The organism is Pseudomonas parafulva (assembly GCF_002021815.1).
Lineage (GTDB): Bacteria > Pseudomonadota > Gammaproteobacteria > Pseudomonadales > Pseudomonadaceae > Aquipseudomonas > Aquipseudomonas parafulva_B.
The window spans coordinates 1568091-1592943 of record NZ_CP019952.1 but is presented as its reverse complement, the minus strand read 5'-3'; the positions used below and the strand labels follow the sequence as shown (position 1 = coordinate 1592943).

The 24853-nt window shown below is 61.0% G+C and carries 23 protein-coding genes, 1 tRNA gene and 1 pseudogene; 11 read left to right on the top strand and 14 right to left on the bottom strand.

The genetic code is table 11. The annotated features are described in order from the left end of the window. The first annotated feature begins 85 nt into the window (after positions 1–85). Entirely contained in the window at positions 86–2011 is a 1926-nt protein-coding gene (locus B2J77_RS07120; protein WP_058639662.1) for a transglycosylase SLT domain-containing protein, read from the top strand. A 62-nt stretch (positions 2012–2073) separates the two neighbouring features. Here the strand turns inward: B2J77_RS07120 and B2J77_RS07115 are convergent, their stop codons facing one another. Both B2J77_RS07115 and B2J77_RS07110 read right to left on the bottom strand, forming a co-directional pair. Further along, entirely contained in the window at positions 2074–2871 is a 798-nt protein-coding gene (locus B2J77_RS07115) for an MOSC domain-containing protein (RefSeq protein ID WP_078478264.1), read from the bottom strand. A gap of 55 nt (positions 2872–2926) precedes the next feature. After that, the gene (locus B2J77_RS07110; RefSeq protein WP_058639664.1) at positions 2927–3862 is read right to left on the bottom strand and encodes a chemotaxis protein CheV; all 936 of its coding nucleotides are present in this window, start codon (positions 3860–3862) and stop codon (positions 2927–2929) included. A gap of 345 nt (positions 3863–4207) precedes the next feature. Between B2J77_RS07110 and B2J77_RS07105 the strand changes: the two are divergent. From B2J77_RS07105 to B2J77_RS07095, 3 genes and pseudogenes are all read left to right on the top strand, one after another. Then, a pseudogene (locus B2J77_RS07105) lies at positions 4208–4615 on the top strand (histidine kinase); the annotation flags it as partial. A gap of 404 nt (positions 4616–5019) precedes the next feature. Then, positions 5020–5916: a sensor histidine kinase gene (locus B2J77_RS07100; protein WP_058639666.1), complete on the top strand. Its 897-nt coding sequence runs from the start codon at positions 5020–5022 to the stop codon at positions 5914–5916. Beyond that, complete coding sequence (locus B2J77_RS07095; protein ID WP_058639667.1) at positions 5906–6565, top strand: response regulator; 660 nt, start codon at positions 5906–5908, stop codon at positions 6563–6565. The genes B2J77_RS07100 and B2J77_RS07095 overlap by 11 nt, the downstream gene beginning before the upstream one ends. Here B2J77_RS07095 and yegS read toward each other — a convergent pair. The 3 genes from yegS to moaB form a co-directional block, all read right to left on the bottom strand. Continuing rightward, on the bottom strand, positions 6549–7436 hold the full coding sequence (gene yegS, locus B2J77_RS07090; protein ID WP_058606173.1) for a lipid kinase YegS: 888 nt from the start codon (positions 7434–7436) through the stop codon (positions 6549–6551). The two genes, B2J77_RS07095 and yegS, sit on opposite strands and share 17 nt — an antisense overlap. Positions 7437–7560: 124 nt before the next feature. Beyond that, entirely contained in the window at positions 7561–8787 is a 1227-nt protein-coding gene (glp, locus tag B2J77_RS07085; RefSeq protein ID WP_058639668.1) for a gephyrin-like molybdotransferase Glp, read from the bottom strand. Continuing rightward, positions 8771–9310, bottom strand: coding sequence for a molybdenum cofactor biosynthesis protein B (gene moaB, locus B2J77_RS07080; protein ID WP_058639669.1), 540 nt, complete (start codon positions 9308–9310; stop codon positions 8771–8773). The genes glp and moaB overlap by 17 nt, the downstream gene beginning before the upstream one ends. Before the next feature lie 183 nt (positions 9311–9493). On the opposite strand from moaB, the gene B2J77_RS07075 reads away from it, so the two are divergent. Beyond that, positions 9494–9715 (top strand): YgdI/YgdR family lipoprotein, encoded by a 222-nt coding sequence (locus B2J77_RS07075; RefSeq protein WP_058639670.1) that lies wholly within the window; start codon positions 9494–9496, stop codon positions 9713–9715. Between the two features lie 81 nt (positions 9716–9796). Beyond that, a tRNA-Pro gene (locus B2J77_RS07070) sits at positions 9797–9873 on the top strand. An 87-nt stretch (positions 9874–9960) separates the two neighbouring features. Here the strand turns inward: B2J77_RS07070 and B2J77_RS07065 are convergent. Further along, a complete protein-coding gene (locus B2J77_RS07065) occupies positions 9961–11721 on the bottom strand; it encodes an ABC transporter transmembrane domain-containing protein (RefSeq protein ID WP_078478263.1) in 1761 nt (586 codons plus the stop codon). Positions 11722–11935: 214 nt separating this feature from the next. Between B2J77_RS07065 and B2J77_RS21455 the strand changes: the two genes are divergently transcribed. Then, positions 11936–12109 (top strand): PA1571 family protein, encoded by a 174-nt coding sequence (locus tag B2J77_RS21455; protein WP_165919263.1) that lies wholly within the window; start codon positions 11936–11938, stop codon positions 12107–12109. Between the two features lie 74 nt (positions 12110–12183). Here the strand turns inward: B2J77_RS21455 and pdxB are convergent, their stop codons facing one another. Both pdxB and tusA read right to left on the bottom strand, forming a co-directional pair. After that, a complete protein-coding gene (pdxB, locus tag B2J77_RS07060; protein WP_078478262.1) occupies positions 12184–13326 on the bottom strand; it encodes a 4-phosphoerythronate dehydrogenase PdxB in 1143 nt (380 codons plus the stop codon). A gap of 60 nt (positions 13327–13386) precedes the next feature. After that, positions 13387–13629: a sulfurtransferase TusA gene (tusA, locus tag B2J77_RS07055; protein WP_058605718.1), complete on the bottom strand. Its 243-nt coding sequence runs from the start codon at positions 13627–13629 to the stop codon at positions 13387–13389. Between the two features lie 290 nt (positions 13630–13919). Here tusA and B2J77_RS21450 point away from each other — a divergent pair, with 290 nt between their 5' ends. Then, positions 13920–14237 carry a hypothetical protein gene (locus tag B2J77_RS21450; protein ID WP_194286098.1) on the top strand — a complete coding sequence of 106 codons (318 nt, stop codon included), beginning with the start codon at positions 13920–13922 and terminating at the stop codon, positions 14235–14237. Between the two features lie 729 nt (positions 14238–14966). Here the strand turns inward: B2J77_RS21450 and rlmM are convergent. Further along, entirely contained in the window at positions 14967–16031 is a 1065-nt protein-coding gene (rlmM, locus tag B2J77_RS07045) for a 23S rRNA (cytidine(2498)-2'-O)-methyltransferase RlmM (RefSeq protein WP_058639852.1), read from the bottom strand. 226 nt (positions 16032–16257) lie between these two features. Here rlmM and acnA point away from each other — a divergent pair, with 226 nt between their 5' ends. Continuing rightward, positions 16258–18999: an aconitate hydratase AcnA gene (acnA, locus tag B2J77_RS07040; RefSeq protein WP_078478261.1), complete on the top strand. Its 2742-nt coding sequence runs from the start codon at positions 16258–16260 to the stop codon at positions 18997–18999. Positions 19000–19234: 235 nt separating this feature from the next. Further along, positions 19235–20800, top strand: a complete 1566-nt coding sequence (locus tag B2J77_RS07035; protein ID WP_058604537.1) for a methyl-accepting chemotaxis protein — start codon at positions 19235–19237, stop codon at positions 20798–20800. A 50-nt stretch (positions 20801–20850) separates the two neighbouring features. Here B2J77_RS07035 and B2J77_RS07030 read toward each other — a convergent pair whose 3' ends face one another. The 5 genes from B2J77_RS07030 to B2J77_RS07010 form a co-directional block, all read right to left on the bottom strand. Further along, a complete protein-coding gene (locus B2J77_RS07030) occupies positions 20851–21732 on the bottom strand; it encodes a pseudouridine synthase (protein WP_078478260.1) in 882 nt (293 codons plus the stop codon). Positions 21733–21784: 52 nt separating this feature from the next. Further along, positions 21785–22093, bottom strand: coding sequence for a hypothetical protein (locus B2J77_RS07025; RefSeq protein ID WP_058639849.1), 309 nt, complete (start codon positions 22091–22093; stop codon positions 21785–21787). A 65-nt stretch (positions 22094–22158) separates the two neighbouring features. Further along, entirely contained in the window at positions 22159–22590 is a 432-nt protein-coding gene (locus B2J77_RS07020; protein ID WP_078478259.1) for a D-Ala-D-Ala carboxypeptidase family metallohydrolase, read from the bottom strand. A gap of 109 nt (positions 22591–22699) precedes the next feature. Beyond that, on the bottom strand, positions 22700–22948 hold the full coding sequence (locus B2J77_RS07015; RefSeq protein WP_078478258.1) for a glutaredoxin family protein: 249 nt from the start codon (positions 22946–22948) through the stop codon (positions 22700–22702). A gap of 72 nt (positions 22949–23020) precedes the next feature. Next, positions 23021–24229, bottom strand: coding sequence for an ammonium transporter (locus B2J77_RS07010; protein ID WP_078478257.1), 1209 nt, complete (start codon positions 24227–24229; stop codon positions 23021–23023). Positions 24230–24536: 307 nt separating this feature from the next. Here B2J77_RS07010 and B2J77_RS07005 point away from each other — a divergent pair, with 307 nt between their 5' ends. Beyond that, the gene (locus B2J77_RS07005) at positions 24537–24851 is read left to right on the top strand and encodes a DUF883 family protein (RefSeq protein WP_078478256.1); all 315 of its coding nucleotides are present in this window, start codon (positions 24537–24539) and stop codon (positions 24849–24851) included. The last annotated feature ends 2 nt before the right edge of the window (positions 24852–24853 follow it).

Below are 24853 nucleotides of genomic sequence, written 5' to 3'. Positions count from 1 at the left end.
CCGCAAACGGCTAAGCTAGGGCCATCGTTCCCAACAGTGCTGGCCCAGCCGCCACTTTCCCATGGTTCAACTGCCCGGACGTATCATGCGCAGCCGCCTGTTACAAATTGCTTCATGCCTGTTGCTCACCGCTGCCACCGGCGCGGCCCAGGCCACCGACATCACCGTGCAACGTCAATACTACGATGAAGCCAAGCGTGCGCTGGCCAAGGGCGACAAGGGCCCGTACCTGCGCTATGCCCAGGCGTTGAGCGACTATCCGCTGACACCTTACCTGGCCTATGACGAACTGACCGCGCGCCTGAAATCTGCCAGCAACGAGGAGATCGAGGGTTTCCTGGCCAAGCATGGCGATCTGCCGCAAGCCAACTGGATGAAACTGCGCTGGTTGCGCTGGCTGGCCGAACGCGGCGAGTGGCAGACCTTCGCTAACTACTACGATCCCAAGCTCAACTTCACCGAGCTCGATTGCCTGAACGGCCAGTACCAGCTTAGCCACGGGATGCGCACCGAAGGCTTTGCCACGGCAGACAAGCTGTGGTCGGTGGGCAAGTCCCAGCCTGCTGCCTGCGACCCGTTGTTCGCCATGTGGGCCGCAGAGGGGCAACTCACGGAGGGCAAACGCTGGGAACGGGCCAAGCTTGCTGCCCAGGCGCGCAACTACGGCCTGGCCGAGAACTTGGTCAAGACCCTGACCACGCTGGCGCCACAAGGCCGCCTGCTGATCGATGTGGCGCAGAAACCCGAACTGCTCAACCAGCCATCACGCTTCACCCAGGCCGACGAGGCCACCTCGGACGTCGTCAGCCTCGGCCTGCGCCGCCTTGCACGGCAGGACCCGGAGCGCGCCATGGGGCTGCTTGACGACTACGCCCAGCGCATGCACTTTTCCCGCGATGAAAAAGTGGCCATTGCCCGCGAGATCGGCCTGACCCTGGCCCGGCGCTATGACCCGCGCGCGCTTGACCTGATGACCCGCTACGACCCGGAGCTGCGGGACGACACCGTCAGTGAATGGCGCTTGCGCCTGTTGCTGCGCCTGGGCCGCTGGGAAGACGCCTACGCGCTCACCAAGCGCCTGAGCGGCGACCTGGCCCAGAGCAGTCGCTGGAAGTACTGGCAGGCGCGCAGCCTGGAGCTGGCACAGCCGAAGAATCCGCAAGTCCCGCAGCTGTACAAGGCCGTTGCCCGCGAGCGTGATTTCTATGGCTTCCTGGCTGCGGACCGTGCGCAAGCCCCTTACCAGCTGAACAACAAGCCCCTGGTGCTCAGCCCACAGCTGGTCAAGAAAGTGCGCAACACCCCTGGCATCCAACGCGCCCTTGAATTCCATGCTCGCGGTCAGATCGTCGAAGGTCGCCGCGAGTGGTATCACGTTAGCCGTCACTTCAACCGCGACGAAATGGTTGCCCAGGCGCGCCTGGGTTACGAGTTGCGCTGGTATTTCCCGGCCATTCGCACCATCAGCCAGGCCAAGTACTGGGATGACCTGGATGTGCGCTTCCCCATGGCGCACCGCGACACCCTGGTACGCGAAGCCAAGGTGCGCGGCCTGCATTCAAGCTGGGTGTTCGCAATCACCCGTCAGGAAAGCGCCTTCATGGAAGATGCTCGCTCCCCCGTGGGCGCCAGCGGGCTCATGCAGTTGATGCCTGCTACAGCCAAAGAAACGGCGCGCAAGTTCAGCATCCCACTGGCATCGCCCGCACAGGTCCTGAACCCGGACAAGAACATCCAGCTGGGGGCCGCCTACCTCAGCCAAGTGCACAGCCAGTTCAACGGCAACCGAGTACTGGCGTCAGCGGCTTACAACGCAGGCCCAGGCCGCGTGCGGCAATGGCTCAAAGGTGCCAAGCACCTGAGCTTCGACGTGTGGGTCGAGTCCATTCCGTTCGATGAAACCCGTCAGTACGTTCAGAACGTGCTGTCCTACTCGGTGATCTACGGGCAGAAGCTCAACATGCCACAACCTCTGGTGGACTGGCACGAGCGCTACTTCGACGACATGTAAGGGCCACTGCCGGCTGATCAAGCCTGGGCGCCGGTCACACCGGCGTCCAGCTGCCCGGCGACTCAGAGCACCTGCACCTTCATGCCAACTTCCAGGTGCCCGCTGCCATCGGCGGCCAGGTTTTGCCCAAACAGTATGTCCCCTTCCTTTTCCCGGAACGTCCTAAGCGTGGTCATGGGCTCCCGCTCAGGGCTGCGCTCCCCGGTGGCAGGGTCGATGGTGGTGAAAATACAGCGCACGCTTGGCTTCAGAACACGAAACTCCACCGTACCGATGCGAATGCGTTTCCAGCCATCCTCTGCAAAAGCCTCGGCCCCTTGAACCACCAGGTTGGGCCTGAACCGCAGCATGTCCATGGGCCGGCCGATACGGCGATCGAGCTCATCGAGCGACCCTTGGCCAATGAGCAACAACGGGAAACCGTCGGGAAAGGCGGCACGGTCACGGTCGGTGCCATAGCCATTGGGCAGGTACCTGGCCCGCTGCTGCGGGCAGTAGACCAACCTCACCGGTTTGCCTAGCCAGCCACTGAGCCAGCCGGCGACCTCATCGCCGGCATCCGGCACGCGCAAGGTGTCGCGCCACAAGGTCACCCCTCGCAGCGGGGCATCCTCGGCTGGGGCCACCACATTCAGCGGCACTTGCCCAGGCGCCCGCAGCAACAGTGCCCCGCGTGACTCCACTGCTTCGAGCTGCCCGAGCTGCGGCCAGGCACGCTGGGTCAGGAAGCGCCCGTTTTCTTCCTCCACCAGCATCCAGCGACGGTCTCCTTCCAGTCCAAGCAGACCCACGGGAGAGGCTTGCAGGCATTGTGCCCGCCCTGACTTGACCGGATACCGATAGAGCTTGCTGAGAAACATCCCTGCCGCCTCATAATTCACAAAAACGTCAGCTTATACCCGGCAGGGCGCGCGATCACGCGTTGGTGTTGTCCAGCAACAGGCGCTGCTTGACCACATCGACCAGGCGATCAGGCTGAAACTTGGACAGAAAATTGTCGCAACCCACCTTCTTGACCATGGATTCGTTGAAGCTGCCCGACAACGACGTGTGCAGTACGACGTACAGCTTACGCAGGCGCGCATCCTCGCGGATCTCGGTGGTCAGGCGATAACCGTCCATTTCCGGCATTTCAGCATCGGTAAAGATCATCAATAGCTTTTCGCACATGTCCTCCCCGGCATCGGCCCAAGCCTTGAGCATGCGCAACGCCTTGAGGCCATCACTGGCAACGTGCAGTTTCATCCCCAACTGCGAGAGCGTGTCGCGCAACTGGGCCAGGGCCACGCTGGAATCGTCCACCAGCAGCACCTCGCGACCACGTGCCCTTGCCAGAACCGGATCGGCCAGCTTCTCGCCCGAAACGCGAGCGTTGTAAGGCACGATCTCGGCGAGCACCTTTTCCACATCGATCACCTCTACCAGCTTGTCGTCCACCTTGGTGATGGCGGTCAGGTAATGCTGACGGCCGGCACTGGTCGGTGGCGGCATGATGGACTCCCAGTTGAGGTTGACGATGCGGTCGACCCCGCCCACCAGAAACGCCTGCACCGAGCGGTTGTATTCAGTGACGATGATGGTGCTGTCAGGGCCTGGCTGAATGGGGCGCATGCCGATTGCCTGGGACAGGTCGATGACCGGGAGGGTCTGGCCTCGCAGGTTGACCACACCGCAGACGAACGCGTGGCGCTGCGGCATCAGGGTCAGCTTGGGCAGCTGTAACACCTCCTGCACCTTGAAGACGTTGATTGCGAAAAGCTGACGCCCAGCCAGCCGGAACATCAGGATTTCCAGCCGGTTCTCACCTACCAGTTGTGTGCGTTGGTCTACCGTGTCGAGAATGCCAGCCATTGGTAAGCCCCCAGGCTCATGTCGAAAATATGCGCGATTGTGTGTGTATCGGCAGTTGGCGTAGCATCTTGACCCCTAGTAAACGCTACACCCCCCCTTATTTGATGTCACTTTAACAGCATGCTTAACGGGTTTCCTAATACCACTCCCACGGGCTGAAAAGTTCCGTTTTTTTCTTGCCTATCAGGGAAACCCCTAGCGGCACTCAGGTACAACCTGATGTTCGCTCTATCTTTTAGCCATTAATGTGACGCCATTCTCACTGCATGAATGGAGTCAGGCTTTGCTAGCTATCGTAACGGCGTGCCCGTCTCTATCGCCTGTCCTGCCCATGGAGGCGCCATGATGGACAGTGCCTTACCCTTCTCGGAGGCGCTTGAAGGTTTTCGCGAGAAGGCTCAGAAGCGCCTCCACAGAGCAGAGGACTGCTTGCAGCATCTTGAGCTCATCGAAAATGACCCTGATGCCTGCAGGTGTCTGGACGCTGCGTTAAGCGACTTGGCACATGACGCACAGCGTTTGGGGCTGCTTGAAGTGGCCCACTTCACTACTTCCCTTCAGCAGATACTGGCACCCTGCTGCCAAGGCGCATGCCTGCATCTTGACACGCTGCGTACTACTGCCGCATGCCTGAGGCTGCTGGCCTGGCAGCTCGAGCTACTGGACGCACACACGGGGCGGCTGGACCTGGACGCTGGAGAACAATTTGTGTTGCTGGGCGAACTGGCCAGGGCGGTTCGATCTTCTCTGGCATAAGCCTGGTTAACAGGTGACGGTGCAGCGCATGACCGCCAAGAGCCCGACCTTGGCGACAAACCGTAGGGCAATTTGCCACCCTGCAGTTGCATGCCAGAAGTACAACTTTGGCGAAACTGGAAAGTTGTAGCTTTAATTTACAAAGTTGTAGGAAATAGCCTCAGACAAGCAAGTCAGGCGCCGCTATGGGGCAATTCACAACAATAAGAATTATCTAGGTGAAGTCGTCTTCGGCGGCGACCTCGGGTATTCGAGGTGGTAGTATGCCCCACCGAAACGCTTCAACTTGACACAAGGTTGAATGAAACGTGGTCGAAAAAACATCGAAAGTACGGCGCAAAAGCTTCTGAGCAGTAATGTGCAAGGCCCCCATCAGCAATACTTCAGCGGCTCCCCTACCTATGTTCCCACGCTTGATGACCTCTTTTCGTTGTAGCCCCCCGTACACCAGGCTGTGCTGGGCCACGGCAGGCATCAGTGTGGTTTCCTGCATCGCCTGCCTGGTGTTGCACCTGACTGAGCGCCCCGTACCCATCAGCCTGGTGGTGCTGCAGCTGACCGGTGTATTGGTCGCTGCCGTGCAACTGCGTACGGGGGCGCGCTCGATCAGCTTGCGCCCTGCGGAACTCGCCGAGCGCCTGCTAAAAGTGCAAGAAGATGAACGCCAGCACCTGAGCCGGGAGCTTCATGACGACATCGGCCAGCTGCTGACCGCTGCGAAATTGCAGCTGCAATGGCTGCAGCGACGAACGCCCGGGGATGTGCAGGGGCATTGCGATGCCTTGCATGCCACGCTGGACGATACGTTGAGCGCTGTGCGCGACGTTTCTGCCCTGCTCAACCCCCGTCAGCTGGCCAGCCTTGGTCTTGAGGCCAGCCTGCGCGCGCACTTGCTGCGCACCTTGGACGGTAGCGGCGTGCAATGGAGCCTGTCTTGCAAGCAACGCCTTGGGGGCATTGCCGAAAATGTCGCAATGGCAGTGTTTCGCATCACCCAGGAGGCGGTGACCAACATGTTGCGCCACGCTGGGGCGCGCAATCTCGTCATCCACCTACGGCGTACGGAGCTGGGCCTGGCATTGTCGATCGAGGACGATGGCTGCGGCTTCAAGCCTGCCCGAGAACCGCACCTTGCCAGTCAGCGTGGACTGGCTGGCATGCTCGAGCGGGTCACTGCCCTTGACGGCAGCTTGAAGATTACCAGCGATGTTGGCCAGGGCACCCGCATCGATGCCGTGTTCCCCTGGCCGCCCCGTAGCCGGCAACGCGCTGACCGAGTGGATACCCATGACCTGTAGATTGTTGCTGGTGGATGACCATTCGTTGATCAGGGCGGGGGTCCGCGCCCTGGTCAGTGACATACCCGGGTACGAGGTAGTCGGCGAGGCCGACGATGGCGGGCAGTTGCTGGATCAGGCGCGGACGTTGATGCCCGATATCATCCTGCTGGACCTCTCCATGCGATCAACCAGCGGGCTGGACGCCTTGACCCAGCTCAATGCCAGCGGCAGCGCCTGCAAGGTGCTGATCCTCTCCATGCACACGGACCCGGAGTTGATCATGCGCGCCCTTGAGGGCGGTGCCCATGGGTATCTGCTCAAGGACACCAGCGCCTCTGAACTTGAGCAGGCGCTTAGCGCGGTGCGCAACGGGGAGCGCTACCTAAGCCCGGCCATTGCCCACACCGTCATCAATCAGGCCTTGCGTCATACTAGACCCGCCAGACGTCCGGCGTGCGAGCGACACAACCTGACTGCCAGGCAGCTGGAAATTCTGCGCCTGATCGTGCGCGGCAAGTCCACCCGCGAAATCGCCAACGGTCTGGGGCTGTCGATCAAGACAGTCGAAACCCATCGCTCGCAAGTGATGAAACGTCTGCAAATTCACGACGTCGCCGGGCTGGTGCTGTTCGCGGTGCGCGAAAAGATCATCAGCCTCGATGACTGAGCAATGGACAGCCTTGCGGCAGGTGCAGGCGCAACGCCTGGGGCCGCGCTTCGAAACGCAAGCTGTCCGCCTTGAGCGGTTCGCCATCGAGGTTGATATCAAGGCCCTGTTGACTGTTGATCTCTACCCACGGCAACCGTGTGCGAATGAACAGCCCATCGCCTGCCAGCAAATCGCGTAATGCGCCGACCACTTCCTGCGGCTTGGGCAGGATCGCAACATCCAGCAACCCGTCATCTACCACCGCATCCGGACACAACTCCTGCCCTCCCCCGGCTTGGCGACCGTTGCCGATCCCTAGCGCCAGCAACTCACCCTGCCAATGGAAATCCGGGCCTTTCAACTCGACCGAGGCTGCCTCCAGTTCACTGAAGCGTGACAAGCCGGTGAATACGTAGGCGGCGGCCCCCATCAACTTCTTCAGGTCTTCGGACGTACTGGCTGTGACCTGGCTGCCAAAGCCGCCGGTCGCCATGTTAAGGAACAGTTGCTCGCCCACTTGCCCAAGATCAACTGCCTGCGCCGGTTCATTGAGCAGCGCCAGTGCCTGGGCAGGCTCCAGCGCAATACCGGCCGCCTTGGCAAAGTCGTTGGCGGTTCCAAGCGGCAGCAACACCAGGCTGGCTTCGGTGCCCGCCAGGCCCATGGCTTCGGCCACATCCCGCAAGGTGCCGTCACCACCGCCGGCGACAATGTGACTGTAACCGGCGGCAAGTGCCTCCTTGACCAGGCGCTGGGCATCACCGCCCTCCCAGGTTACGCGCACGTCCAATGCCCAGCCAGTGTCGCGCAGATCATGCACGGCGGTGCGTACGTCTTCGTTCATGGCTTGCTTGCCGTGCAGAATCAGCATTGCCTTGCGCGCTTGCATGTAGGTGCCTCCATAATTGACCACCTGCATCTTGACTCTTAGCCGTTACCAATTGTTGCACGGTCGTTCAAATATTGCGGCGCAGGGCTCGCGCACTGGAGCGAGCCTGCGCCGCTGGCGTGCGTCAACCGAGTAGGTCACTGAAGGGAATGAAGGGTACGAGGTCACCTTGACCAGGCGTAGTGCCCTCCTGCACCTCGACCAGCCCATCGGCCCACACTGCGCTGCGCAACACGCCAGAGCTCTGGTTAGGGTAAAGGCATACCTTGCCCTGCTCGATGCGCGCACGCAGATACTCACGCCGTGACCCAGCTTTGGGCCAATCGAAACCGGCGGGCAGGCACACACGCAGCGGGGCGACATCGATCACACCCTGACGACGCAACAAGTAGGGGCGCGCCAGCAGGCCGAAGGTCACCAGGGTAGAGGCCGGGTTACCGGGCAGGCCGATCACTGGCACGCCCTGGAAGTGGCCGAAGGTCAACGGTTTGCCGGGTTTGATCGCCAGTTTCCACAAGGCCAGCTCACCGGCCTCGCGCAGGGCCGCGCCCAGATAATCGGCCTCGCCCACCGAGACGCCACCTGTCGAGAGGATCAGGTCCACCCCTTGCAACTGAGCCAGGCTCGCGCGGGTACGGGCCAAGTCATCAGGCAGGATACCGGCGTCGGTGACGTCGCATCCCAGGCGCTGCAACCAACTCACCAGCAAGCGACGATTGCTGTTGTAGATTTGCCCAGGCCCCAGCGGCAGCCCTGGCTCGACCAGTTCATCCCCAGTCGACAGCACTGCCACCCGCACCCTGCGTACCACATCGAGCTGACCATGACCCAGGGTGGCGGCCAAGCCCAACTCGATTGGCCCAAGACGCGTGCCGGCGTCGAGCACCTGCTCACCCTTGCGGGTTTCCTGTCCTTGCGGGCGAATGTTCTGCAGCGCCTTGAGGGGGTGCAGAAACTGCACATGGCCATTGGCCTGAACCTGGGTGTTTTCCTGCATCTCCACGCAGTCGGCGCCTTCGGGAACCGGTGCACCCGTGAAGATCCGCGCACAGGTGCCAGGCTGCAGTGGGCCAGGTGCGTGGCCGGCAAAGATTCTCTGGCTGACCGGCAGCGGCGCCCCCTGCCAGTCGGCCCGGCGCAGGGCATAGCCGTCCATTGCGCTGTTGGGCCAAGGCGGCAGATCGAGCGAAGCCACCAGGGCAGTGGCCAGCACTCGGCCTTGTGCCTCGGCCAACGCCACGCGCTCGATGTCGCGAATCGGCGCAGCATCTGCCAAGGCCAGCAATTGCTCGAGGGCCTGTTCCACCGGCATCAGTGGCCTGGGCTGCACGGCCTCAGCCACGGCTTTCACAGGCCGCCGCCTGCTTCAGATGGGCGACGAAATTGCAGGGACGGTGCCGTGCATCGAGCTGTTCGGCCAGGATACCGTCCCAACCGGTGCGCACCGCATTGGTCGAGCCGGGCAGGCAACACACCAGGGTACCGTTGGCCAACCCTGCCAGTGCCCGCGATTGCACGGTCGAGGTACCGATATCCGCCACGGAGATCTGCCTGAACAGCTCGCCAAAGCCGTCGACCTGCTTGTCGAGCAGGCAAGTAACCGCCTCAGGCGTACTGTCACGTCCGGTAAAACCGGTACCGCCAGTAATGAGCACCACCTGCACGGTGTCATCGGCGATCCAGGTCGCGACCTGGGCGCGGATCTTGTAGAGATCATCCTTGAGCAGTACGCGTTGGGCGAGCCGGTGGCCCGCCGCTGTCAGCCGGTCTACGAAGACCTGGCCCGATGTGTCGTTGTCGAACGTGCGGGTATCGCTGACCGTGAGCACGGCGATATTGAGAGGAACGAACGGGGTGTCTGCCGAGGCTTTCATAGGTATCGGTCACTGGTAATGGCAATGACGGCAGTTATATCACAGCGCACCCCCGCCGGCGTGAGGAGCGCTGTCTTCACTGGATCGCGCCGAGCGAATGCCGTTATGCTGCACGCGCAAGGAACTTGCACTAACGTCCCGCGTCTTAACAGTCATCTTGCACCATCGCACTGGAGAAACACGATGATCAAACGGACCCTTCCCGCCTTTATGCTCGCCCTGGGCCTGGCTACCCTGGCCGGTTGCTCGACCCCAACCGTCATCACCTTGAACGACGGTCGCGAAATCCAGGCGGTGGACAAGCCGTCCTATGATGAAGATTCCGGCTTCTACGAGTTCGAGCAGCTCGATGGCAAGCGCATGCGTCTGAATAAAGACCAGATTCGCACCGTCAAAGAACTCTGATAGCCCATCCGAGTTGGCCAAAGCTTCGTTCTTTTACAAGGACTTGCGGGCAAATTTCGGATGCAGTAGGATTTTGTTCATCGGAGTGTAGCGCAGCCAGGTAGCGCGTCTCGTTCGGGACGAGAAGGCCGCAGGTTCGAATCCTGTCTCTCCGACCAAGTCCTTCAAAAAACCCGCCTTGTGCGGGTTTTTTGTTGTTCACGACTCAGGCTCATACCTGCATCGCGCACCAGCGGGCCAGCCTTTCAAGCGGACGTAAATTGCAGCGCTGCCAGCCGTGCATACAACGGGCTGGCTTCAATCAGCTCACTGTGGGTCCCAGTGGCGACTACTTTGCCTTGGTCGACCACGGCAATGCGGTCGGCGTGTTGTACCGTGGCCAAACGGTGCGCGATCACCACCGTTGTCCGCCCCGCCATCAGGCGCGGCAAAGCTTGCTGGATCAGGTGCTCACTGTGAGCGTCGAGCGCGCTGGTCGCCTCGTCAAGCAGCAGGATCGGGGCATCCACCAGCAACGCACGGGCAATCGCCAACCGTTGGCGCTGCCCACCGGATAAACCCACCCCGCCCTCCCCCAGGCAAGTCTGGTAGCCCTGCGGCAACTGGCGTATGAACCCGTCGGCATGGGCTGCGCGCGCGGCTGCTTCGATGTCGGTCAGGCAAGCGCCAGGGCGTCCGTAGGCAATGTTGTCCGCCACCGTACCTCGAAACAGTGCCGGTTGCTGTGCGACCCATGCAAACTGCTGGCGAAGGTGGTCGGGGTCGAGTTGGTCGATGGGGTGGTCATCGAGCAGAATCTGCCCGTGCTGAGGGTCATAGAACCGCAGAAGCAGGTCGAACAGGGTGGATTTACCCGCACCGGAGGGACCGACCAATGCAAGCGTCTGGCCTGCCTGGATGGCCAGGCTCAGGTCATCGATAGCCTTGTGCTCGGGTCGCGAGGGATAGGCAAACACCACGCGCTGCAACGTCAGGCAGCCCCGTGCACGACCTCCCGTCAGCAGCCGCGCACTGGACGGCGCCAGAATCTGGCTTTGCGCAGCCAGTAATTCGGCTATGCGCTCTGCTGCTCCAGCAGCACGCTGGAGCTCGCCAATCACCTCGCTGAGTGTACCGAACGCACTGCCCACTACCAGGCTGTAGAACACGAACGCCGCCAACTCACCCCCCGACATACGCCCGGCGATAACGTCCAGGCCGCCGACCCACAGCATTGCGCCGATAGCGCCTAGCACCAGCACAATCACCACGGTAATCAGCCAGGCCCGCTGCGTAATGCGCTGGCGGGCCACTGCAAATGCCGACTCCACCGTCTCGGCGAACAGTGCCCGGTCGTGGGCTTGATGAGTGTAGGCCTGCACGGTCTTGATCTGGCCCAGGGTTTCGGCCACATAGCTACCCACATCTGCCACCCGGTCCTGGCTCTGGCGGGAGAGGCTGCGCACACGACGACCGAACAGCAGGATCGGGGCCAGCACCACCGGCAATGCCACGACCACGATGCTGGTCAGTTTCGGGTTGGTGATGAACAGCAAGACCACACCCCCCACCACCATCAGCGCATTACGCAGGCACATGGACAGGGAAGAGCCAATCACCGATTGCAGCAATGTGGTGTCGGCCGTCAACCGAGACTGTATTTCCGAGCTGCGGTTGTCTTCGAAAAAACCCGGATGAAGCTCGAGCAGATGGTCAAAAACGGCGCGGCGAATGTCCGCCACGCACCGCTCACCTATCCAGGAGACGAGGTAGAACCGACTGAAGGTCCCTACCGCCAAGGCCAGCACCAGCAGCAGGAAGAGGCCAAGGGTCTGGTTGAGCTGATGGACGGAACCGGTCATGAACCCCTGATCCACCAGCAGGCGGATGCCTTGCCCCATGGACAGGGTAATGCCGGCAGTCACCACCAGTGCCAGCAAGGCCAGCACCAGGCGCCGCCGATATGGGCGAAGAAAATGCCAACCAAGGCGCAAAGCGCGGCTGGGGCGCGGAGTTGTAGAGGCCATGGATCTGCTCTCGAAGGCGGAACATGCAGCCTACCATTCATGCCGCAGTACGGAACTGTCTGGCGCGGCTATAGCCTATTGTTCTAACCGCGCTCTGGCACTTGTTCGCCATCTCTGGTGGACTATGGCCCAGCCTCAGGTTGCGCCGCACCCGCGTCGACGATCTGCCAGGCGCAAGGTTGATACCAGACGTCATCTGAAGAGGAGACCCTGCATGAGCTTGCACCATGACCGCGAACACCACACGCCTCGTCACGCACCGTCCCCCCAGGCAAGCGGCGCGCTAATCGACGCCCAAGGGCGGGAGGTACCGATCACCGAGCAGATGATCCAGCAGGCCTGCAAGGCCTTGGAAGAAAGCCGGGTCGAGCGCTCGCAGAAAAACTGATCACCTTATTCCTGACCCGGCGCAAGCGTCGGGTTTTTTATGCGTGCTGCTTTGCCCTGGGGCAACCCCGAGCGTCAGACCCTTTTTGCTCCGATAGCGTCAATCAGCTGCGCAAGCTGGGGCGAGTTACCACGGATGCGCACGGATAGCCCTTCGATTTCACGGCGTGGCGGATAGTGTTTGCGCAATAGGTCGAAAGCCGCACGTTGCTGCTGCGCGTCTTCGCTCAGGCTGCGGCGCAAATCGGCATCATCGCGGCGCGGATCGTAGACGGCGCGGCATAGCATGGCCAGTGCCCATTGCAGATCGGCCTCAGCGTCCAACTCAATCTGCGCGACTGGCGGGCGCGGCAACAGGTCGGCCAGTTGAATGCGCTCATCCACGCCCAGGTGTTGACACAAGGCGCGATAGATCTGGGCGGTGCCACGCTGACGGCCATCGAGGCTATAGCCGGCGATGTGGGGGGTGGCGACGGTACACAGGTCGGCCAACCGCAGATCGACCTGGGGCTCGCCTTCCCACACGTCCAGCACCGCGTGCAGGTCATCGCGCTGCTGCAGGAGCGTGCGTAATGCGCCATTATCCACCACTGCCCCTCGACTGGCGTTGATCAGCCAGGCGCCGGGGCGCAGTTTCGCCAGTTCTGTAGGGCCTAGCAGGTGCCAGGTCGGGTACCGGCCACCGCGTTCGAGGGGTGTGTGCAGGCTGATGACATCGCAGGCTTGCAGCAGGGTATCGAGCTCGACGTAGTCACCGCCTTCGGCGGCCTGGCGCAATGGATCGCAGACCATCACCTTCCACCCCAGGGCGCGTAGCACGCCCACCAGCCGCCCACCTACTTCGCCTGCACCCACCACGCCGTAGACGCGCTCGGGCAGTGATGCACCCTCAAGGTCAGCGAGGGTCAGCAGGCTGCCCAGCACATAGTCCACCACACCCCGGGCGTTGCAACCGGGTGCACTGCTCCAGCGGATACCCGCTTGTTCGAAGTAGTCGAGATCGAGGTGATCGGTGCCGATGGTGCAGGTACCCACGAACCGCACGCGACTGCCTTCTAGCAGTTGCCGATCGACCTTGGTCACGGAGCGGACCAGCAGGATGTCGGCCTCCCGGACGCTGGCGGCGTCGAGGCTACGCCCAGGATAGCGACGAATCTCGCCAAACCCTTGGAAGAAGGCATCGAGCAAAGGGATGTTTTCGTCGGCAACTATCAGCATGGCGCTCTCCTGTCTGGGGAACGCAGTGTAGGCTCAACGCGGAGCGTGTTCCAGAGAGGCTCAGTCGGCTTTCTTGCGGATCCAGTAGAGGAAGGTGCCGGCGGCTTCCTGTTGTTCCAGCAGTTGGTGGCCCAGGAAGGTACAGAACTTGGGGATGTCGCGTTGGGTCGAGGGGTCGGTGGCGATGACTTTCAGCAGGCCGCCGGCGGCGAGGGCGCGCACGTGTTGGTGCAGCATCATCACCGGCTCTGGGCAATTGAGGCCGGTGGCGTCGAGGGTGGCATCAGGGGTGAGGTCGGTCATGAAGGGCTCCGCAAATGATGGGTATTGTGGCGCATTCGAGGGATGCGGGCCAAGTGGGGCTGTTGTGGGGCCCGCTGGTTCAGGGGCGCCGTACCGGCAAGACCGTCTCTACCCGGAATCCGTTGGCTTTTGAGTGCGGTGCAAGGCAAATTTCCGCATACAAATGAGACAGGTTGCCAATCTCCATAAGATGCAAGTTGTGTGGCATTGCTAGTTCATACCATCCTTTCTTTTTATAATACATAACCATGACATTCCAGCTCGTGGTATCGGCCAGGATAAGATGCTCGATGCCTATTACTGTTGCTATTGCTGTTGCTGTTGCTGTTGCTATTGCTGTTGCTGTTGCTGTTGCTGTTGCTGTTGCTGTTGCTGTTGCTGTTGCTGTTGCTGTTGCTGTTGATCTTGACCTTGATCTTGATCTTGATCTTGATCTTGATCTTGATCTTGATCTTGATCTTGATCTTGATCTTGATCTTGATCTTCGCGACTTCAGAAGGCCGAACGCAGGTCTTGCGGAGGGAGGTGACAGGCATGGATGCCTGTCAAGCGCTGGGCCCCAGGATGGGGCCTACAGCGCGGTCCTCCCGGGAGCAAGACCGGAGTGAGGGAACCCCGAAGCGCAGCGTAGGGGCCGTATGAATGGAGCGCAGCGTTTTTTGGTTAATTTTTGTCGCGTTTGACAAAAAGTGACTCGCCGTAAGGGCGAAAAGGTGATTAAGCGTCGCCATCGCAAATGGACTATGCTCTCTTTCGACACCCACACCAACGCAATCAAACTTAAAACTTAAAACTTAAAACTTAAAACTTAAAACTTAAAACTTAAAACTTAAAACTTAAAACTTGAAACTTGAAACTTGAAACTTGAAACTTGAAAGCGCGGGCGCACATAGCAAGTTGGTATTCATTGGCGCGGGTGGCGCACAGTCACCTTTCCGCCCTTACGGCGGCTCACTTTTTGTCTTGTCAAAAAGTAAGCAAAAACCGCCTGCTCCTATCATCCGGCCCCTACGCTGCGCTCCGGGGTTCCCTCGCTCCGGGCTTGCTCCCGGGAGGACCGCGCTGCAGGCCCCCTCCTGGGGCCCAGCGCTTGACAGGCATCCATGCCTGTCACCTCCCTCCGCAAGCCCTGCGCTCGGCCTCCTGAAGTCGCGATCTGCGGCGTCTGTGCTACCGCGCGCTTAGAAGCAAAAGCCAAAGCAACGGCAACGGCAACGGCAACGGCAACGGCAACGGCAACGGCAACGGCAACGGATCGATTTGGCCTGATTTCGAGCATCGCGGCCGATTCAGCGCAAAGCAGTACAGGCCACGCCTGGCTCGGCCTCGTTAGACCCTCACCGCCCCTTCAAATCAACCCGCCGCAAATGACACGTCACTTCTTCACGATCGTGATACAGCTGCTTGCACGCAATCAGCACCCTCACCTTCCGGGCCTTGAATGTCGCCTCCATGCGATCGAGCAACCGCCGTACCTCAGCATACCGCTGCTTCATCGGCAGCTTCAGGTTCACCACCGCCTCGCGGCACAACCCCTCCCCCAACCACGTCTCGATCAAGGCCGTGGTGCGCGCCGGTTTCTCGACGATGTCGCACACCATCCAATCCACCGGGTGCCTGGGCTGCCAGGTAAAGCCATCGGCCATCAAATGCTGGACAAGCCCTGTGTCCATCAGGCTCTCGGCCATCGGACCATTGTCGATGGCGGTCACCAACATGCCCCGCCGTACCAACTGATACGTCCACCCACCCGGTGAGGCCCCCAGGTCGACACCGGTCATGTCATCGCCCAGCCGCTGCTCCCACTGCTCGCGTGGGATGAACTGATGCCAGGCCTCCTCCAGCTTCAAGGTCGAGCGACTGGGCGCTTCACGCGGGAATTTCAGGCGGGGAATGCCCATCGGCCATAAGGCACTGTTGTCAGCAAAAGCCTGCCCGACAAACACCCGGCGGCCACTGATGAACGTCAACAGCAGTCGTGGGCGATTCGGGTCATCCACCAGGCGACCGGCCTTCTCCAACGCCTTGCGCAATGGTGCTTCGAACTTGCGGCAGAACGTCGACAGTTCCTTGCCCTCGTTGCTGTCGAGCACCTCCAGCCACAGGCTGCCGAACACCGGCTGGTCGGCAAGGTGCGCCAACAACACGCTGATACGATCGCTCTCGGGCAACTCGATGAACGCGCCACGCGCCCACTGCCTTGGGAAAATCAGCTGGTTGAACCGCACTGCCTGCATCAAGCGCTCGGCACCGCCTTGCTCGCTGCAGACGAACTCGGCGCTGGCGCTGCCAGGCTTGCCTTTGGCATAGCCGGCAATCCCCAGGCGGGCGGCATGTTCACTGATTTCGGCGCACACCTCACCCTCGAAGCCGGGCCGGCAATGCATGAACAGGGTTTCCATCTCTCACTCCACGACGGCTGGCGCGACACAGGCGCCGGCAGGGCGGCGATGATAAAGGAAGATCGGAACCTGGGACATGCCCCGCTGGTCCAGAAAAGGGTCAGGTCAGGCAAACAGGACTAACCTGACCATTCAGTCGGACCCGTGCCGTGCGGGCCTGTACACAGCGGTGCCACCGGCAGCCCTTAGAGACGTTGCCGGGGCACCGGCTCAGAAGGAGTTGGCAATGCCCTCGCTCGATAGCCTGAATACCCTCACGTCGCTCGATGTCGGTGACAATACCTATCACTACTTCAGCCTTCCGAAAGCTGCTCGGCAGCTCGGGGACCTGCAGCAATTGCCCATGTCGCTCAAGGTGCTGCTGGAGAACCTGCTGCGCTGGGAGGACGGCAAGACCGTTACCGGCGAAGACCTGCAGGCACTGGCCCAGTGGCTCGTTGAAAAGCGCTCGGACCGCGAAATCCAGTACCGTCCCGCGCGTGTACTGATGCAAGACTTCACCGGCGTGCCAGCCGTGGTGGACCTCGCCGCCATGCGCGCGGCCATGGCCAAGGCTGGCGGCGATCCCCAGCGCATCAACCCGCTCTCGCCTGTGGACCTGGTGATCGACCACTCCGTGATGGTCGATCGATATGGGACACCGCAGGCCTTTGGCGAGAACGTCGACATTGAGATGCAACGCAACGGCGAGCGCTATGCGTTCCTGCGTTGGGGCCAGAGTGCCTTCGATAACTTCAGTGTGGTACCGCCTGGCACTGGCATCTGCCACCAGGTGAACCTCGAATACCTGGGGCGTACCGTGTGGACCCGCGAAGCCGACGGCCGCACCTATGCCTTCCCGGACACGCTGGTCGGCACCGACTCCCACACCACCATGATCAACGGGCTGGGCGTGCTGGGCTGGGGCGTGGGGGGCATCGAAGCGGAGGCCGCCATGCTTGGCCAGCCTGTGTCGATGCTGATCCCACAGGTCATCGGCTTCAAGCTCACGGGCAAGCTGCGCGAAGGCATCACAGCCACCGATCTTGTGCTGACGGTCACCCAGATGCTGCGCAAGAAAGGCGTGGTAGGTAAGTTCGTGGAGTTCTATGGCGACGGTCTGGCCGAACTGCCCTTGGCTGACCGCGCCACCATTGCCAACATGGCTCCGGAGTACGGCGCAACCTGTGGCTTCTTCCCCGTCGATCAAGTGACGCTGGATTACCTGCGCCTGTCGGGTCGACCTGAAGCAACCGTGCAACTGGTCGAGGCCTACTGCAAGGCTCAGGGGTTGTGGCGCCTGCCTGGGCAGGAGCCCATCTTCAGCGACACGCTGGCGCTGGACATGAATGAGGTTGAGTCCAGCCTGGCCGGCCCCAAACGTCCGCAAGACCGGGTTGCCCTAGCCCAGGTCAAGCAGGCGTTCGAACAGTTCGTCGAGCTGCAACCCAAACCTGCCGCCAAGGAAGTCGGCAGGCTTGAGAGCGAGGGCGGGGGTGGCGTTGCCGTGGGCAATGCCGATCAGGCGGGCGAAGCCGACTACAGTCACCAAGGCCAGACCCACACCCTGCGCGACGGCGCCGTGGTCATTGCGGCTATCACCTCCTGCACCAACACCTCCAACCCCAGTGTGATGATGGCGGCCGGCCTTGTGGCCAAGAAAGCCCTCGAGAAAGGTTTGCAGCGCAAGCCATGGGTGAAAAGCTCGCTGGCACCGGGGTCCAAGGTGGTCACCGAATACTTCGAGGCGGCGGGTCTCACGCCCTACCTCGACGAGCTCGGGTTTGATCTCGTCGGTTATGGCTGCACCACCTGTATCGGCAACTCAGGCCCCTTGGACGAGCCTATCGAAAACGCCATCAGCAGCGCCGACCTGACCGTCGCCTCGGTGTTGTCCGGCAACCGTAACTTCGAAGGACGCGTGCATCCACTGGTCAAGACCAACTGGCTCGCCTCACCGCCTCTGGTCGTGGCTTATGCACTGGCTGGTAGCGTGAAAGTCGACCTGACCCAGGATCCATTGGGCACCGACAAGCACGGGCAGCCGGTCTATCTGAAGGACATATGGCCTAGCCAGCAAGAAGTCGCCGAGGCTGTGGCCAAGGTAAGCACGGCCATGTTCCACAAGGAATATGCCGAAGTGTTCGCGGGCGACGAGCAGTGGCAGGCTATCGAAGTGCCAGAGGCTGCCACGTATGTATGGCAAGAAGACTCGACCTATATTCAGCACCCCCCTTTCTTCGAAGGTCTCGAAGGACCGGCGCCTCGGATCACCGATATCCACAACGCCCGCATCCTGGCGTTGCTGGGCGACTCGGTCACAACGGACCATATCTCTCCGGCCGGCAATATCAAGGCCGATAGCCCTGCGGGTCGCTATCTGCGCGAGAAGGGTGTGGAGCCTCGCGATTTCAATTCCTACGGGTCAAGGCGCGGCAACCATGAAGTCATGATGCGCGGTACGTTCGCCAATATTCGCATCCGCAACGAGATGCTTGCAGGCGAAGAAGGCGGCAATACCGTGCATGTGCCAAGCGGCGAGAAACTCTCGATCTACGACGCCGCCATGCGCTACCAGCAGCAAGGCACGCCCCTGGTGGTGATCGCCGGCCAGGAATACGGCACAGGCTCCAGCCGCGACTGGGCTGCCAAGGGCACGAATTTACTTGGCGTGAAGGCAGTGCTGGCCGAAAGCTTCGAGCGTATTCACCGCTCCAATCTGGTTGGCATGGGCGTGCTGCCGTTGCAGTTCAAGGCAGGCCAGGACCGTAAACAACTCGGCCTGACGGGTAGAGAGCAGATCGATATCACTGGCCTGGAGGGGGCTGCCATTGTGCCGGGCATGAGCCTGGCACTGACCATCCTCCGCGAAGACGGCACGAAGGAGCAGATCGACGTGCTCTGCCGGATCGACACCCTCAATGAAGTGGAGTACTTCAAGGCGGGTGGAATCCTGCACTACGTGCTGCGTCAGTTGATCGCCGCGTAGGCCCCGCGCGGGTGCCAGTCTGTGCGCAGGCTGGCACCCTCCTTCTTCCAATCTGCCCTTGCTAGCCTCCCCTCCACCAAAGTACCTATGAAAATCGCAGTGGGAACCGACCGCGAAATGCCAGTAGCCCACCCGTATCTGCCATGCACTGCCATGGGTCAATTCCTAGAAATATTCCCTCAATAAAGCGCGCACCGTGCCGATACCAGTCCAAAGCCCTGCGGACATCCTAGCCATGCGCAACAACCAGCCCATTACCCAGAGAGAACGGACTTTCCCTGCCAAGCAGCGGTTGATTTCCACCACCAATGCCAAAGGCGTGATCACTTACTGCAACGATGCCTTCATCGAAATCAGTGGCTTCACCCGCGATGAATTGATGGGCGCAGCGCACAACCTGGTGCGTCATCCTGATGTGCCGCCCGCCGTGTTTGCTCACATGTGGCAGACCCTCAAGCAGGGGCTGCCCTGGATGGGCATCGTCAAAAACCGTTGCAAGTCGGGTGACCACTACTGGGTCAATGCGTACGTCACACCGATTTTCGACAACAATCAGGTCGTCGGCTTCGAGTCGGTGCGCGTCAAGCCCACTGCCGAGCAAATTCGCCGGGCCGAGGCCCTGTACCAGCGTATCAACCAAGGCAAGCCTGCTGTGCCGCGCCGTGATCGTTGGTTACCCGTGTTGCAGGACTGGTTGCCATTCATCCTGATCAGCCAGATAGGCTTCCTCATCGGCAACTGGCTCGGACACTCATGGGGTTTTGCCTTGGCGGCAGCGTTGTCGGTCCCCCTGGGCCTGCTCGGCCTGACCTGGCAACAACGTGGGCTCAAGCGCTTGTTGCGCCTGGCCGAACAGACCACGTCCGATCCACTGATTGCGCAGATGTATACCGACAGCCGTGGCGTGCAGGCGCGCCTGGAAATGGCCATGCTCAGCCAGGATGCCCGGATGAAGACCTGCCTGACACGGTTGCAGGACAGCGCCGAGCACCTGAGCGATCAGGCGCGGCAGTCAGACGAGCTGGCGCATATGAGTTCATCAGGCCTAGAGCGCCAGCGTGTGGAAACCGAACAGGTCGCTGCCGCAGTGAACCAGATGGCCGCCACCACCCAGGAGGTGGCCAACCATGTACAACGCACCGCCGATGCGACCCAGCAGGCCAATCGCTTGACAGGCCAGGGCCGTCAAATTGCCGGTGAAACCCGGGCAGCCATCGAACGCTTGTCAGCCGCAGTTGGAGAAACTGGGCAGACCGTGACGCAATTGGCCAAGGACAGCGACGAGATCGGCGGTGTGGTCGATGTCATCAAGGGCATTGCCGACCAGACCAACTTGCTGGCGTTGAACGCCGCCATCGAAGCGGCACGGGCAGGCGAAATGGGCCGGGGCTTCGCCGTGGTTGCCGACGAAGTGCGGCAGCTGGCCCAGCGCACGGCTGAATCGACCGGGCAGATTCACGGCCTGATCGCCAAGCTCCAGCAAACTGCCAGCAACGCCGTGACGACCATGGAAAGTGGGCACCGCCAGGCCCAGGAAGGTGTTGATCGGGTCATGCAGGCTGACGAGGCGCTAGTGGGCATCAGTGAAGCCGTGGCGAACATCACCGACATGGCCACGCAAATTGCCGCTGCGACCGAGGAACAGACTGCGGTGGCCGACGAGATCAGCCGTAACATCAGCACCATTGCCGACCTGGCCGACCAAACTGCCGAGCAGGCACAGCACTCGGCAGTGCTGAGTGAGGCCCTCAACAGCACGGCCGGTAGCCAATATTCACTGGTGGAGCGCTTTAACCGCTAGATCGGATAACTCGCGAGGGTCGGCATCGTCGACCCTTTGCATGACCAACGTTACCAGTCAAGCCGCAGACGGGTTTCGAAACGGCGGGCCTGCCCGGTTAACGGATCATCGAAACTCAGGCTTTGCGCCAGCAATTTCAGCGGCCGTTGATAGTCATCCTCTACATCAAGCAATGCCGGGTAGAACGGGTCGTTACTGATGCCTGCTCCCAAAGCAGCCATGTGCACACGCAGCTGATGCGTCTTGCCCGTGATGGGCGAGAGTTCATACCGCCAATGCTCCTCGTTCTTTTCCAATACGCGGGCGTGCGTCTCACTGTTGGCCGGCCCTTGCACCTCATGCATGCGAAAGAACGGCTCCCCGTGTTCCAGGCGGCTGCGGTGCACCAGTGGGAAGGTATGCTGCCCAAGCGCTGCGGCAATGGCCTGATAGCGTTTTTCGATCCGCCGCTCTGGAAACAAGCGCTGGTAAGCGCTGCGTGACTCAGGGTTGGCCGAGAACAGCACCAGCCCCGCCGTGTGCCGATCGATGCGGTGCAGGGGCACCAGGTGCGGATTGTCCAGCCGATGGATGAGACGGCGCAGCAAGGTCTGCTCCACGTACGCACCCCCTGGGGTGACCGGCAGAAAATGGGGTTTGTCAGCTACCACCAGGTGTTCGTCCACATGCAATATCGCTTCCTGCACGGGAATCACTCGCTCGTTCGGCACTTCGCGAAAATAGTGCAGACGCAGACCGCGCTTGTAGGGATCACCGGCCGAAATAGCCTGGCCGTCCGCGCCCAGCACCCGTCCCCGGGCAAAACGGTCCACCCACTGGCTACGGTCAATGGCCTTGAAGTGATCGCACAAGCAATCGAGCACCGTAGCCCATGGACCAGGAGGCAGACATACCGTGCTGGCTTGCAGTCGGGCGGGGTCGAATGGCGTCATCGTCGGGCTCGGAACCTGGCTTGGCGGCGTATTATCCTTCAAGCCCCGCCGATCAGCCAGCCTGGGCCAGCGACTCGCTGCGCGCCTTGAGCCAGCGCAGCACCTGAACGGGCTCCCAGCGGCTGGGGTCGTACAGCGCATACACCAGCCCTTCATAACCCACCACATCCAGCCCCCGGTGGTAGCCAGCCCGCTGGAACAGCGCCTCCACCTCGGCAAAGCAGGTGTTGAAGTGCACCTTGCCGAAAGGCGTGCGGTCGTCGGTGACCAGGCCTTCAAGCCGCAGCTCCAAGACAGCATCGGCCACCCTGTCGACGGGCATCCGGTTGACGCTGTACTTCAATTGCTCGACGTTGAGCATGGGCTCACCTTGATACTGTATTTATGTACAGCATACGAACATCCTTCCGTTGCCGTCAATCCGTCTCATACCAGACCCGCGAGGTAACCACCTCCCTTGCGCAGGGTGAGCACCTGTCGGCGTGGAATGCCAGGGGTTACAGACAGGTGCACCCAGCGGTCGTATTCCAGTATGAGCTGATCGAACGCGATCGGGCTCGTGCTGATGCGGTGCACCGTGTCCCTGGGAGAACGCTCGACGACCGTGAAGTCAGCGGCGAGCCCCTGCATGTGCTGGCTGTTGGAGGCGCCGCCGAGCAACCGGTTGACTTGCTCGCTGCGATATCCACTGCTGATGATGATCGGCGCGTTCCAGAGGGCACGCACCTGTTCAAGGGTTTCGCACAGCAGACGAAGATTGTCGATGACCGGCTGGGAAGGCGTGTTATCGACACCGTTCCGGGCCGCGACCTGGGAGACGGTCATTTCGTTGAGGGTGAAATGTGGGGTGAGCAACATGACGTTCAGATCCGATAACAGAAGGCGGAGTCGACACTCAGGCTGCGCCCAGTGCCTGAATCGGATCATCGTATTGATGTTTCTGCAGTGGAGCAGGGTCAAATCTCCACTAGGGGTTTGGGTGCCTCAAAAAGGCCGCTACTTGTTCGGCATCGAAAGGCCAAAGCAATTCCGCCGCATTGTCGCGACGTCTCAGCACGGGGATTGCAAGGCCATAATGCTCGAACAGCGCATCGCTTTCGGCAATGTCGACCAGTTCGACGAGCAATCCATGATCGACAAAAGGCATCAGTATGGCCTCAGCCACCTCGCACAAATGACAACCCAAGGTGCCGAACAGCTGGCATTCAGGCAACATGGCACATATCCTCACTCAGTTGCACAGGCCGTTATTCTATGCCGCCCTACTGACGTCTGCATCTTTTGAGTATCAGTCCTGGCTCGTAGCGCCTATCCGGTGCAAGGACAAATCTGCCCCCTCGAACTCTTGTTCGTGACTGAGCCGCAAGCCAAGTACCTTGCGGATCACGCCATAGACGGCCAGGCCACCCACCAGCGCCACGGCTACACCGGCCAGGCTTCCCAGCAGTTGGCTGTAAACGCTGACCCCACCCAGCCCCCCCATCCAGACCTGCCCAAAAATACCGCAGGCGACTCCGCCCCATACCCCACACAACCCATGTAGGGGCCACACACCCAGAACATCATCGATCTTCCAACGGTTCTGCGCGGCGGTGAATGCCCACACGAACAGAACTCCGGCCACCAGGCCCGTAGCCAGCGCGCCCACGGGATGCATGATGTCGGAGCCTGCGCAAATGGCGACCAGCCCTGCCAGCGGGCCGTTGTGCAGGAACCCTGGGTCGTTGCGACCCACCAGCAGCGCGGCCAGCGTGCCGCCAACCATGGCCATTAATGAATTTATAGCGACCAGGCCGCTGACGCCCTGCAAGGTTTGCGCACTCATCACATTGAAGCCGAACCAGCCGATGATCAGTATCCAAGAGCCCAAGGCCAGAAACGGGATGCTCGAGGGCGCGAACGCGACCAATCGCCCTTCACGGTAGCGCCCGCGTCTGGGGCCCAGTAGCACAACCGCAGCCAGCGCCAGCCAGCCGCCCATGGCATGTACCACCACCGAGCCGGCAAAATCATGGAACGGCGCACCGACATGCACCTGTAACCACGCTTGGACGCCAAAGTTGCCATTCCACACTATCCCCTCGAAAAAGGGATACACCAGTGCCACGATCAATGCCGTGGCGCACAGTTGGGGTGCAAAGCGCGCTCGCTCCGCAATCCCGCCAGAGATGATCGCCGGTATGGCAGCTGCGAACGTCAGGAGGAAAAAGCACTTGACCAAGGCGTAGCCATTATCGGCCGCCAGGGTTGCGGCAGGCTGGAAAAACGCAACCCCGTAGGCCACCCAATAGCCGACGAAGAAATAGGCGATCGCCGACACGGCGAAATCGCTCAAAATCTTGGACAGGGCGTTGACCTGATTTTTGTAGCGTACGGTGCCGACCTCAAGAAACGCGAAGCCGGCATGCATGGCGAGCACCAGAATGGCGCCTACCAGGATGAACAACGTATTTGAACCGTTTACCTGAGACTGAATCGCGCTTGAAGTCATATCCATGAAGCAGCAGCACCTGTCGGCGGCACCAACAATGCTCAGTCGACCCCCTTCCTGCACCGATTCGGTGCCTGGCAAGGCGGTTATGGGCACTTGCCACGAATGGACGGGAGCCCAATCTGGCAGTCTGGGCAATTTGGGTTAATGTTTAGGCGTGGCGGGTGGCACGCGCCCCGAAGCAGCGCAGCGCGTTGAGAGGGCGCCCTGCAACGATGCATAAACCAAGCAAAGCCTGTACCAGTGTGCTGACTTGAACCTTCCAGTAGCCACGTCACTCGAAGTACCAACATCAACCGACAGGGAGAGACACATGGCCAGCAATTCGGCAAAGCATGCACAAGATGTACTGATGGCTGACTTCCAGGCACTGGTCCGCGACACGGAGAAGCTGCTGGCCGATACCGCCAACCTGGCAGGTGACCAGGCGCAAGTGCTGCGCGAACAGATGCACGAGCGCCTGGCGCAAGCACGCGAGGCGCTGGAAGTCACCCAGGAATCATTGCGCGAACGCAGCCAGGAGGCACTGGGCAGCGCCGAGCAGTATGTCCAGGAAAAACCCTGGCATGCCATTGGTATCGCCGCCGGCGTTGGCCTGTTAATCGGCCTGCTGGCGAACCGTCGTTAAGG